12 protein-coding genes and 1 tRNA gene are annotated in these 11,039 nt (G+C 65.0%); all 13 read left to right on the top strand.

Annotated elements, in window-relative coordinates:
- The first annotated feature begins 263 nt into the window (after nucleotides 1–263).
- The 13 genes from HMPREF2791_RS01630 (at nucleotide 264) to ruvA (ending at nucleotide 11,030) form a co-directional block, all read left to right on the top strand.
- Nucleotides 264–335, top strand: a tRNA-Val gene (locus HMPREF2791_RS01630).
- A gap of 260 nt (nucleotides 336–595) precedes the next feature.
- Nucleotides 596–1,195: a copper resistance CopC family protein gene (locus tag HMPREF2791_RS01625; protein WP_070843991.1), complete on the top strand. Its 600-nt coding sequence runs from the start codon at nucleotides 596–598 to the stop codon at nucleotides 1,193–1,195.
- 10 nt (nucleotides 1,196–1,205) lie between these two features.
- Complete coding sequence (locus HMPREF2791_RS01620; protein WP_070843989.1) at nucleotides 1,206–1,832, top strand: copper chaperone PCu(A)C; 627 nt, start codon at nucleotides 1,206–1,208, stop codon at nucleotides 1,830–1,832.
- A 13-nt stretch (nucleotides 1,833–1,845) separates the two neighbouring features.
- Nucleotides 1,846–3,063 carry a Dyp-type peroxidase gene (locus HMPREF2791_RS01615; protein ID WP_070843987.1) on the top strand — a complete coding sequence of 406 codons (1,218 nt, stop codon included), beginning with the start codon at nucleotides 1,846–1,848 and terminating at the stop codon, nucleotides 3,061–3,063.
- A 109-nt stretch (nucleotides 3,064–3,172) separates the two neighbouring features.
- Nucleotides 3,173–5,227: a threonine--tRNA ligase gene (gene thrS, locus HMPREF2791_RS01610; protein WP_070843986.1), complete on the top strand. Its 2,055-nt coding sequence runs from the start codon at nucleotides 3,173–3,175 to the stop codon at nucleotides 5,225–5,227.
- Entirely contained in the window at nucleotides 5,211–5,819 is a 609-nt protein-coding gene (locus tag HMPREF2791_RS01605; protein WP_070474349.1) for an ATP adenylyltransferase, read from the top strand. The genes thrS and HMPREF2791_RS01605 overlap by 17 nt, the downstream gene beginning before the upstream one ends.
- On the top strand, nucleotides 5,812–6,447 hold the full coding sequence (gene pgsA, locus HMPREF2791_RS01600; protein ID WP_070844002.1) for a phosphatidylinositol phosphate synthase: 636 nt from the start codon (nucleotides 5,812–5,814) through the stop codon (nucleotides 6,445–6,447). Before HMPREF2791_RS01605 ends, pgsA begins: the two co-directional genes overlap by 8 nt.
- A complete protein-coding gene (locus HMPREF2791_RS01595) occupies nucleotides 6,448–7,392 on the top strand; it encodes a phosphatidylinositol mannoside acyltransferase (RefSeq protein WP_070843984.1) in 945 nt (314 codons plus the stop codon).
- A gap of 5 nt (nucleotides 7,393–7,397) precedes the next feature.
- Nucleotides 7,398–8,489 (top strand): glycosyltransferase family 4 protein, encoded by a 1,092-nt coding sequence (locus tag HMPREF2791_RS01590; RefSeq protein WP_070843982.1) that lies wholly within the window; start codon nucleotides 7,398–7,400, stop codon nucleotides 8,487–8,489.
- Nucleotides 8,486–8,941 (top strand): hypothetical protein, encoded by a 456-nt coding sequence (locus HMPREF2791_RS01585; protein ID WP_070474362.1) that lies wholly within the window; start codon nucleotides 8,486–8,488, stop codon nucleotides 8,939–8,941. The genes HMPREF2791_RS01590 and HMPREF2791_RS01585 overlap by 4 nt, the downstream gene beginning before the upstream one ends.
- 66 nt (nucleotides 8,942–9,007) lie before the next feature.
- Nucleotides 9,008–9,760, top strand: a complete 753-nt coding sequence (locus HMPREF2791_RS01580; RefSeq protein ID WP_070474365.1) for a YebC/PmpR family DNA-binding transcriptional regulator — start codon at nucleotides 9,008–9,010, stop codon at nucleotides 9,758–9,760.
- A 125-nt stretch (nucleotides 9,761–9,885) separates the two neighbouring features.
- Entirely contained in the window at nucleotides 9,886–10,419 is a 534-nt protein-coding gene (gene ruvC / locus HMPREF2791_RS01575) for a crossover junction endodeoxyribonuclease RuvC (protein WP_070474368.1), read from the top strand.
- Nucleotides 10,416–11,030, top strand: coding sequence for a Holliday junction branch migration protein RuvA (gene ruvA / locus HMPREF2791_RS01570; protein ID WP_070474371.1), 615 nt, complete (start codon nucleotides 10,416–10,418; stop codon nucleotides 11,028–11,030). Before ruvC ends, ruvA begins: the two co-directional genes overlap by 4 nt.
- The last annotated feature ends 9 nt before the right edge of the window (nucleotides 11,031–11,039 follow it).

The following is an 11,039-nucleotide window of genomic DNA, read 5'->3' as shown; positions in this document are numbered from 1 at the left end:
GATGCGCTACCAACTGCGCTACATCCGCATGCGTTCTACGCTGTCCGCGTCGAATGCGAGAACAGACTTTATCCGCATATTGCCCACCGTTACAAATCGGCACGTCACAGGCATGTTGTGGGGGTTAGGTGCGAATTACGCGGGTGCAATTTGTTCTGCGGCGCAAGCGCTTCTCGACGTCCCGTGGTTAGCCATCCTCGTTATCCGCATTGACCAGCCGATTCGGTTCTTTCCGGTGTGGCGTGTAATCTCTTTTCTCGTTCGGTCCTATGGCTCAGTGGAAGAGCGTTCCGTTCACACCGGAAAGGTCGCTGGTTCGATCCCAGCTAGGACCACTAGGGAGAGCCCCAGGTTGGAAACAGCCTGGGGCGTTTTTCGTTTGCCCCGTACATGACGATATCGGCATTTGCGGCGTTAGCTCTTGGAAAAACCCAGGTCGCGGCTCGGCCTGGAGGCTGAATGCCGATATCGTCGTTTGGGTTGGGGGTGCTCCGTTCATAGTTTTGGGGCGGGTGTGACGGGAACTAACGTGGGCGGGGATACGACTAGTGCTCTTAGCGCCAACCGGCGCGTTGGTTTTACTAGAGGAGGCACCATGCTCATCCCGGCAGGTTTTGCACGAGGTGGCGCAGTCGCAGCGGCGGCGGCCACGGCGACGTTGATCGCGGCGGCACCGGCCGTCGCCCACGACTCCGTCATTGGCGCGGACCCGGAGGATAAGGGCGTGGTCAGCGAGTTCCCGGACGCAATCACCCTGGAGTTTTCCGGGGAGATCCAGGATGGCTTCAACACGGTCGCGCTTTCCCGCGAGGTCGACGGGCAATCCGAGGTCGTGCACTCCGGCGAGCCCGACATTGAAGGACGGTTTGTCACCCTCGACCTTCCGGCCGACCTCGACGCGCAACCGGGCGACTACAAGGTCGGCTTCCAAATCGTGTCCTCCGACGGCCATTCAACGAAGGGGATGACCTCGTTCAGCTTCAGCCCCTCCGGGGCGGAGAACGCCCAGGGCGACGATGCCGAAGCCACCGCGGGTGCAAGCAAGGACCCTGTCGTTGACGCGGCCGACGGTATGAGTTCCACGATGAAGGTGCTGCTCGCCCTAGCCGGCGTGCTGGTCGTTGCCGGTGCCGGCTTCGGGGCTCTGGCGAAGAGCCGCCGAATCTCTGAAACCAACACCGATACGGACAATTAGGAGAACACTAATGAAGAAGCGAACCGTCACGGGTCTTGCAGCGGCGGCTCTGGTTCTGGCGGGCTGCAGTGATGCGGCCGACGACGCAGCTGAGCAGGAGCAGTCCTCCTACAACGAGGTCACCTCGGAAGCGGCAACCAGCAATCCGGCGAGTGATGTTCCGGCCGCGGATCTTGCAAACGACGCGGTCACGCTCGAGGACGGAGCTGTTCGTGCGAAGGCGGCGAAAGATGCTGCGGATGGCAGCGACATGACGTCGATCTTCGGCACGCTGCACAACAACTCGGACAATGACATCTCGGTTGTGGGGTTCACCACGTCGCTCGGAGAAGCGGACTACCAGATCCACGAGGTTGTAGACGGAGTGATGCGCGAAAAGGACGGCGGCTTCGACATTCCCGCGGGCGGAACCCACGAGCTGGCACCGGGCGGCGACCACTTCATGGTGATGGGCTACGCGCCAGCCATCGAGGCTGGCGACACCATCGATGTGACACTGCTGCTCGAAGGCGGCGCGACCGCGACCGTGCCTGATGTCGCCGTGCGCACAATGCTGCCGGGCGACGAAAGCTATGGCGATCTGGGCGATCACGCTGACCCCGGCGACCACGCTGGTCACGACGAGCACAAGCACTAAAGGAGGATGCGGCATGCCGGGTGTGAGCCGGCGGGGGTTTTTGGCCGGAACGGCTGGGGTGGCCGGGGTGGCGTCGACAGGCATGCTGCTCTCAGCGTGCGACGACGCGCCGAGCAACTCCGACCCCAACTTCGAACCGTTGACGGAAGCATCCGTCGCCTTCGACGGTGAGCATCAGGCAGGCATCCAGACACCGACACAGGCGTCGCTCAACCTTGCCGGCTTCAGGGTGAAGGACGGGGTGGACGGAAGCGGCATAATCAGGCTCATGCGGCTGTGGACCGAAGACGCCCGCGAGCTGACCGCCGGCCGCAACCCTTTGTCCAGCCTGGAGCCGGAGATGGTGCAGTGGCCCGCTAACCTCACCATCACCTGCGGGTTCGGCGAGCGCGTCTTCGATATCGCGGCGCCAGACGCCAAGCCGAAGTGGTTGCACGACATCCCCGCGATGCCGCGCGAGCAGTTGCAGCCGGAGTGGGGGCAGACGGATCTGGTGCTGCAGATCTGCTCCGACGACCCGGTGATGTGCGCCTGGGCGCTGCGCCACATGACGCGCGCCGGCATGGACTACGTGGACACCCACTGGCTGCAGCAGGGGTTCATGAACGCGTTTGGCTCCATCCCTAAAGGCCAGACTCCGCGCAACCTCTTCGGCCAGGTGGACGGTACCGTCAACCCGCATTCGGACGAAGAGTACGCCGAGCAGGTGTTCGCCGACGACGGGTCGTCGTCACTCGTTGTGCGCCGCATTGCGATGGACCTCGACGATTGGGAGCGGTTGGACCGCACCTCCCGCGAAGTGGCGGTGGGGCGCAGACTTGACGACGGAGCACCGCTGACCGGCAAAGACGAATTCGATGCCCCCGACCTGGAGGCGTTGGACGAGTACGGGCTGCCCGTGATCGACAAAAACTCCCACATGGCACGTGCCATGCCGCCCGCGGACCACCCGGAACAGAAGTTTTTGCGCAGGCCGTACAACTATTCGCTGCCGCCGGCGCCCGGCGAGCTGTCTGACGCGGGGCTGGTCTTTTTGGCGTACCAGAAGGACCCGGACGTGCAGTTCACCCCAGTGCTGCAACGGCTGTTAGAAGTTGACCGGCTCAACGAGTGGACCACGCACATCGGATCTGCGGTGTACTGGATCCCGCCGGGCACACGAGAGCCCGGTGGGGAAGGAAGCGGCGACGCATACTGGGGCGAAGCCGTACTTTCGGGCGGCCAAGGGTAGACTCCCTGGCGTCCGGCGCGCCACCTGCGCCGTCGGGAGAGAACGTAGAAGATGGGCGGCGTCCAGGTATGACGCAGCCCAGTGACGCGCAAAGGAGCGCACGACAGATATGTCTACCGAAGCAGCAGTCGAGTTCGCACCGTTCGAGGTTCCCGCCGGCACCGCCGTCGGCGCGGCCATGCGGGAGCTGAACCTGCCGAATAAGGGGGAGGACGCCGTCGTGTGCGTCCAGGACGAAGCGGGCGAGCTGAAAGACCTCTCGCACGTCCCCGAAGCAACCGCGACGTTTACGCCGGTACCTGCAAACACTGAGCTCGGCCGCTCCGTGATCCGCCACTCCTGCGCCCACGTGCTCGCCCAGGCTGTGCAGGCCGAGTTCCCCGGCACCAAGCTGGGCATCGGCCCGGCTATCGAGGACGGTTTCTACTACGACTTCGACGTTGCGGAGCCGTTTACCCCTGAGGATCTGAAGACGCTGGAAAAGCGCATGAAGAAGATCATCAAACAGGGGCAGAAGTTCGTCCGCGGCGTCTACTCCTCGCAGGAAGAGGCGGCCGAGGACCTGAAGGACGAGCCGTACAAGCTCGAGCTGATCAACGACAAGGGCAACGTCGACCCGGACTCCGACGAGGCCACGGAAATCGGCGCCGGCGAGCTGACGCACTACGACAACGTCAACCCGCGCACAGGCGAGGTGGAGTGGCACGACCTGTGCCGCGGCCCGCACGTGCCCACCACCAAGTACATCCCGGCGTTCGCGCTCACCCGCTCGTCCGCAGCGTACTGGCGCGGCGATCAGAACAACGCCGGCCTGCAGCGCGTCTACGGCACCGCCTGGGAGTCCAAGGAAAAGCTCGAAGAGTACATGACCATGCTCGAAGAGGCGGAAAAGCGCGACCACCGCCGCTTGGGCAACGAGCTGGACCTGTTCTCCTTCCCGGACGAGGTCGGCTCTGGCCTGCCGGTGTTCCACCCGGACGGCGGCATCGTGCGAATGACCATGGAGCAGCACTCGCGCGAGCGCCACGTCGCCGCCGGCTACTCCTTCGTCAACACCCCGCACGTGACCAAGGGCGACCTGTTTAAGAAGTCGGGCCACCTGGACTGGTACGCCGACGGCATGTTCCCGCCGATGAAGCTCGACGGCGAGGTCGACGAAGACGGCAACGTGACCAAGCAGCCGGTGGACTACTACGCCAAGCCGATGAACTGCCCGATGCACAACCTCATCTTCGACTCGCGCGGGCGTTCCTACCGGGAACTGCCGCTGCGCCTGTTCGAGTTCGGCACCGTCTACCGCTACGAGAAGTCCGGCGTGGTCCACGGCCTGACGCGCGCCCGCGGCTTCACGCAGGACGATGCTCACATCTACTGCACCGAGGAGCAGTTGGAAGACGAGCTGACCAGCGTGCTGGAGTTCATCATTTCCCTGCTGCAGGACTACGGTTTGGACGACTTCTACCTGGAGCTGTCCACCAAGGACCCGAACAAGTACATCGGCGACGATGAGATCTGGGAGCGCTCCACCAACATCCTGGAGTCCGTGGCCAAGAAGTCCGGCCTGGAGCTCGTGCCGGACCCGGCGGGTGCCGCATTCTACGGCCCGAAGATCTCCGTGCAGGCGCGCGACGCCATCGGCCGCACCTGGCAGATGTCCACTGTTCAGCTGGACTTCAACCTGCCGGAGCGCTTCGACCTGACCTACACCTCCTCAGACGGCTCAAAGAAGCGCCCGGTGATGATCCACCGCGCTCTCTTTGGCTCCATCGAGCGCTTCTTCGGCGTGCTGCTCGAGCACTACGCTGGCGCGTTCCCGGCCTGGCTGGCCCCGCACCAGGTGGTGGGTATCCCGGTGGCCGACGCGTTCGCCGACCACTTGGACGGTGTCGTTGCAAAGCTGCGCGAGCGCGGCATCCGCGCCGAGGTGGACCACTCGGACGACCGCATGCAGAAGAAGATCCGTACCCACACCACGTCCAAGGTGCCGTTCATGCTGCTCGCGGGCGAGCGCGACGTGGAGGCGAACGCGGTGAGCTTCCGCTTCCTCGACGGTAGCCAGATTAACGGCGTGCCGGTCGAGCGCGCTGTGGAGCTGATCGCGGACTGGATCGCTGCCAAGCGCAACGATCAGCCGAGTGAGGAAACCGTTGCAACCGCCAACTAACGGCGAGACTTACGTCGACACCGGCGTGGGCGATCCGGACCGTCTTGCCCGCCTGTGGGCGCCGTACCGCTCCAGCTACATCACCCAGATGCCGGCGGAAAGCGAGACGGGGGAGACCGGAGGATCGTCGAGAAGCACAGGCGATCCATTCCTGGAAATCCCGCAGATGAGCGACGAGGACGGCCTCATCGTCGCGCGCGGCAAGACGGTGTACGCGGTGTGCAACCTGTACCCGTACAACGCCGGCCACCTGATGGTGGTACCGTACCGCAAGGTCGCTGAGCTGGAAGAACTCACCGACGCGGAGACCGACGAGCTGATGGTGTTTGCGAAGCACGCGGTGAAAACGCTCAAGCGCGTGTCCAAACCGGAAGCGATCAACGTCGGGCTCAACCTGGGCAAGGCCTCGGGCGGGTCGGTCGGCGACCACCTGCACCTGCATGTGGTGCCGCGCTGGGCGGGCGACGCGAACTTCATGACCGTCATCGGCGGCACCAAAGTACTGCCGCAACTGCTACAGGAAACGCGGGCGCTGCTTGCCGACGGCTGGCGCGAAGTCGACGCGATTGAATCAGGTGAACACCATGCTTAGCGTGCACGGACGCAAACCCGCCGCAGTAGTGGTCGAGCCGGTGGCGAAAGGGCTGCTGAAGATCGGGCTGACCCCGAACACGACCACCGTTGCGGGCACCGCGCTGACCATGCTCACGGCGATGGTGCTCATCCCTACAGGCCACCTGGTGTGGGCGGCCGTGCTCAGCCTGTTCTTCGCCGCCTTCGACATGGTCGACGGCACGATGGCCAGGCTGCGCGGCGGAGGCACCGCGTTCGGGGCGACGCTGGACGCGAGCTGCGACCGGCTGACCGACGGTGCACTCTTTGGGGCGATCGCGATGTGGCTGATCTACGGCGCGGATGCGGCTCCCGTGAACGTGGCGGTGTGCCTGGCGGTCATTGTGCTTTCGCAGACCATCAGCTACATCAAGGCCCGCGGAGAGGCCGGCGGGCTGAAGATCGTCGGCGGGCTGATTGAACGTCCTGAGCGCTTGATTCTGGGGCTCGGAGGCATTGCGCTGGAGGGCTTCGGTGTGCCCAACGCCGTGGTGGTTTCGTTATGGATCCTGTTGGTCGGTTCCGTGATCACTGTGGTTCAGCGCCTGATGTTTGCCGGGCGCGACAAGGGGGCGGACGCGAAGATCGCGCCGCCGGCGGGGGCGTAGATGGTCTCCGCTCGGGAGCGGCTCGTCGCCGCGGGCTACATCGCCGGCTGGAAGATCGCCGGCGCGCTGCCTGCGCCGTTGACCGCGCGGGCCACCGAGTGGGCCGCCGACCTCGCCTCCGGCGACGGCGCGGGCATGGACATGCTCCGGCGCAACCTCACGCGTGTGGTGGGGCCGGAAAACGTCACCCGGGAGCTGGTCCGAGACGCCCTGCGCTCGTACGCACGCTACTGGCTGGAGGCCTTCCGTCTGCCGCGGATGGCGGGCGATCCGGGGTTGAACTCGACGCTTTCGGCAGGGGTCGCCGGACGCGAGCACTTGGATGCCGCCGTTGCGCGGGGCCGCGGGGTGGTGCTGACGTTGCCGCACACGGGCAACTGGGACATGGCGGGGGCGTGGCTGGCGGAAAACTACGGCGGGTTCACTACCGTCGCGGAACGCCTGAAACCTGAGGCGCTGTTCGACGCGTTCGTGCAGTTCCGGGAGTCGCTCGGCTTCGATGTTGTGCCTTTGACCGGGGGTGAGCAGCCCCCGTTCGAGCGGCTGAAGGAAGTGCTCGCCGCCGGCGGCATCGTGTGCCTGCTAGGGGAGCGGGACTTTTCACGCAACGGAGTGCCGGTGACGTTCTTCGGCGAGGAAACGACGTTTCCGGTGGGCCCGGCCAAGCTGGCGAAGGATACCGGTGCGACGCTGCTTGTAGCCCACTCTTGGTTCACGGGCACCCGCCGCAACCCCGGCTGGGGCTTCAGCATCTCCGCCCCATTGGAGGTGACCACGCTCGAAGAAACGGCGCAACGGGTGGCCGACCAATTCGCCGAGAACATCGCCGCGCACCCGGCGGATTGGCACATGCTGCAACCGCTGTGGCCTAAGGACGCGCCGAAGCCGAGTCGCCGCCGGGAGATGGAACAGCGGCTGCGAAAGCACCGCGAACAGGGGAGGTAGCCGGGGTGAGAATCGGTCTGGTGTGCCCATACTCCTTCAACGTGCCGGGCGGAGTTCAAGCCCACGTCCTTGACCTTGCGGTCAAGCTGCGCGAGATGGGCCACCACGCTGAAGTACTCGGGCCAGCCTCCGGCAGTGCCGAGCTTCCGGCTAGGGTGACACGGGGCGGGGCTGCAGTACCGGTGCGATACAACGGTTCGGTCGCACGCCTGTCCTTCGGCCCGCAGGTGCGGCGCACAACGCGGCAGTTCATCGAGCGCGGCAACTTTGACATCCTGCACGTGCACGAACCGAATTCGCCGAGCTATTCCATGGCGGCGTTGCGCATGGCTACCGGCCCGATCGTGGCCACATACCACGCCTCGGCGGAGTCCTCCTACGCGCTGAAGCTCGCGTTGCCTGCGTTGCGTGGCAGCCTGGAGAAGATCCGCGCAGGCATCGCCGTGAGCGAAGAAGCGTGGCGTTGGCAGTCGCAGCAGGTGGGCACCGACCCCGTGATCATCCCCAACGGAGTGGACACCGGCAGGTTTGCGGCGGCACGGCGCGTGTCGGAGTCCCCAGAGCGCACCGCCGAGGTGGTGTTCCTGGGCCGCTTGGACGAGCCCCGCAAGGGCCTGGACGTGTTCCTGCAGGCGATAGAGCAGCTACCGCACAAGCCACGCGTGACGGTCATCGGAGCTGGCGCACCCCGCAAGGTCGAGGGCGTCGAGTTTGCGGGCCTGGTTTCCGAGGATGAGAAGGCGGAGATCCTCGGCCGCGCCGACATCTTTGTGGCGCCGAACCTTGGCGGTGAATCTTTCGGGATCATTCTCGTGGAGGCGATGGCCGCCGGTTGCGCCGTCGTCGCCAGCGACATTCCGGCGTTCGCCGCAGTGTGCGAAGGCGACGCGGGGTTACTGTTCGCGCCCGGCGACGCTACGGCGCTCGCGCAGAAGTTGCAGTTGCTTATCGACGACGTCCCGTTTCGCGCCAACCTGGCCGCCCGCGGCGTGAAACGGGCAGAAGACTTCGACTGGTCTGTCGTGGCGCGTCAAGTGCTGGCGGTGTACGAGGCGGTGTCGATTGGGGAGAAGGTCGGGGTGGAAGGGTGGCTATGACTTTCATGTGGGTGGTGTTGGCGGTGGTGGTCACGGCGCTGACCGCATGGGCCTACAACACGGCGCAGCGGCTCAACCGCCTGCACATCCGGCTCGACCGTTCGCGCGATGCTTTACAAGCGGCTCTGGACCGGCGCTGCGCCGTCATCGCCGCAATCTACCCCGAGCTCGGTGCTGCAGCGCAGCGCACGGAGCAGGTCAGACTGACACCTGAGGATGTGCGCACGCGTCTCGCGCAAGAGGAGCACTTGGCGTCGCAGGTGGCTGAACGGTACGCAGGAGCGGGTGCGCCGGGCCCGCTCAACGACGCGGACATCCGAGCTGAGTTGGCCATCCGCTTCTACGACGACGCTGTCGCGGATACGCGTGCGCTGCGTCTTCGCCCGTCGGTGAGCTTCTTGCGGCTCGGTGGCACGGCGGCATTGCCACAGTTCGCGCGGGACGACCGGTAAAAGCTTTGGCGCGGCGGTGCGTATAATGCCGTCTGTTACACGTCAACCGAGGAAAAGGGGTGCGTTATGGCGGGCCACTCAAAGTGGGCAACCACGAAGCACAAGAAGGCCGCAAACGACGCGAAGCGGTCGAAGTTGTGGGCGAAGATGATCAAGGACATTGAGGTCGCGGCACGAACCGGCGGCGGCGACCCGGCCGCGAACCCCACCCTTGACGACATGATCCGCAAGGCCAAAAAGGCTTCGGTGCCGAACGACAACATCGAGCGCGCCCGCAAGCGCGGCTCCGGCGAAGAAGCTGGCGGCGCGAACTGGGAGACCGTGATGTACGAAGGCTACGGCGTCAACGGCGTCGCAGTGCTCATCGAGTGTCTGACGGACAACCGCAACCGCGCGGCCACCGAGGTGCGCACCGCGATGACCAAAAACGGCGGCAACCTAGGTGAGTCGGGCTCCGTCGGCTACATGTTCGAGCGCACCGGTGTGGTGACCATCCAGAAGGGCGAGCTCAGCGAGGACGACGTGCTCATGGCGGTGCTCGACGCTGGCGCCGAGGAAGTCAACGACCTCGGCGAGGAGTTCGAGATCACCTGCAAGCCGACCGACCTGCCGGCAGTGCGTGAGGCACTCGTCGGCGAGGGTATCGAGATTGAGGAGGCCGGCCAGGAATTCCGTGCGGACGTTGAGGTTGACCTCGACGTCGAGGGTGCGAAGAAGATGATGCGCATCATCGACGCACTGGAGGATTCGGACGACGTGCAGAACGTGTACACCAACATGAACCTCTCTGACGAGGTCGTGGCTCAGCTGGAGGACTAGGCCTTTTACTGGCCTTTCGCAGTCTTTCGCTATGCGCAACGCCCGCGCCGCCGTTGGTGGCGCGGGCGTTTGTTGCGCCTCCTGTGGTAGAACATATGTGTCACATGTGTGGAAGGGAGGATGCGATGTCGCTGGAAGGTCTGCGGGTCATGGGGATCGACCCGGGCTTGACGCGCTGCGGCCTTTCCGTTGTGCAGGCGGGCCGTGGCCGGCAGATCATCCCCGTCGCCGTCGGCGTCGTGCGTACTCCGTCCACGGCGGAGCTGGCGGAGCGGCTGCTGCGTCTGTCGCGCGCGGTAGGTGAGTGGATCGACGACTACCGCCCGGACGTCATCGCCATGGAGCGCATTTTTGAACGCGGCAACGTCTCTACTGTCATGCACACAGCACACGCGGTAGGCGTGATGGTGCTGGCGGCGGCAGAGCGGGGCATCCCGGTGCACATGTACACCCCGTCAGAAGTGAAAAAGGCTATCTCCGGCAATGGGCGGGCGGATAAGAAGCAGATGACGGTGATGATCACGCGCATCCTGGGCTTGTCAGAGGCGCCGAAGCCGGCGGATGCGGCCGACGCGCTCGCTATCGCGGTGTGCCACTGCTGGCGCGCCCCCTTGATCGCACGGACCAACCAGTTGACCATGAAAGCGGCGAAGCAATGATCGATTCTCTCAACGGCGAAGTGCTCACTATCGGGCTCGACCATGCGGTCATAGAGTGCTCGGGCGTGGGCTACCGCTTCCTCGCCACTCCGCAAACGCTCAGCCGCTTAATCCGCGGCGAACAGGCCCGGGTGATGACGTCATTGGTGGTCAAGGACGACGGTGTCACTCTGTACGGCTTCGGCGACGCGGACGCCCGCGAGATGTTCCACAAGCTCCAGGGTGTCTCCGGGTTAGGCCCGAAGTTGGCCCTCGCGTCGCTGTCCGTGTTTGACCCGGGCGAGCTGTCCTCCCACATCGCCGCCGGAGACGCGAAGACGATCCAGTCCATCCCCGGTGTAGGGAAGAAAATGGCGGAGCGCATCGCCCTCGAGCTCAAGGACAAGGTGGAGGCCTTCATCCCGAATGGAGATTCTCCGTCCACTGCTGGCGCGTCCGCACCTGGAAAGGGCTCCTCGCTCGTCTCCGAGCAGGTGGTCGAGGCGCTGGTGGGCCTGGGGTTCCAGGAACGCTCGGCGCGGCCGGTGGTCGACGCGTTGGTGGAGGAGCTGCCGGAGGAGAACGCGTCCGCGTTGCTGCGCCAGGCGCTGAGCCAGTTGGGCAAGAAGTAGGGGAGGTAC

It is taken from the genome of Corynebacterium sp. HMSC034A01, assembly GCF_001838175.1.
GTDB lineage: Bacteria > Actinomycetota > Actinomycetes > Mycobacteriales > Mycobacteriaceae > Corynebacterium.
This window is presented reverse-complemented; position numbering and strand designations above follow the sequence as displayed.

Excerpts from the sequence above, each read along its gene's own strand:
- HMPREF2791_RS01625 (WP_070843991.1), top strand. The coding sequence starts at position 596 with ATGCTCATCCCGGCAGGTTTTGCACGAGGTGGCGCAGTCGCAGCGGCG.
- HMPREF2791_RS01620 (WP_070843989.1), top strand. The coding sequence starts at position 1,206 with ATGAAGAAGCGAACCGTCACGGGTCTTGCAGCGGCGGCTCTGGTTCTG.
- HMPREF2791_RS01615 (WP_070843987.1), top strand. The coding sequence starts at position 1,846 with ATGCCGGGTGTGAGCCGGCGGGGGTTTTTGGCCGGAACGGCTGGGGTG.
- thrS (WP_070843986.1), top strand. The coding sequence starts at position 3,173 with ATGTCTACCGAAGCAGCAGTCGAGTTCGCACCGTTCGAGGTTCCCGCC.
- pgsA (WP_070844002.1), top strand. The coding sequence starts at position 5,812 with ATGCTTAGCGTGCACGGACGCAAACCCGCCGCAGTAGTGGTCGAGCCG.
- HMPREF2791_RS01595 (WP_070843984.1), top strand. The coding sequence starts at position 6,448 with ATGGTCTCCGCTCGGGAGCGGCTCGTCGCCGCGGGCTACATCGCCGGC.
- HMPREF2791_RS01585 (WP_070474362.1), top strand. The coding sequence starts at position 8,486 with ATGACTTTCATGTGGGTGGTGTTGGCGGTGGTGGTCACGGCGCTGACC.
- HMPREF2791_RS01580 (WP_070474365.1), top strand. The coding sequence starts at position 9,008 with ATGGCGGGCCACTCAAAGTGGGCAACCACGAAGCACAAGAAGGCCGCA.
- ruvC (WP_070474368.1), top strand. The coding sequence starts at position 9,886 with ATGTCGCTGGAAGGTCTGCGGGTCATGGGGATCGACCCGGGCTTGACG.
- ruvA (WP_070474371.1), top strand. The coding sequence starts at position 10,416 with ATGATCGATTCTCTCAACGGCGAAGTGCTCACTATCGGGCTCGACCAT.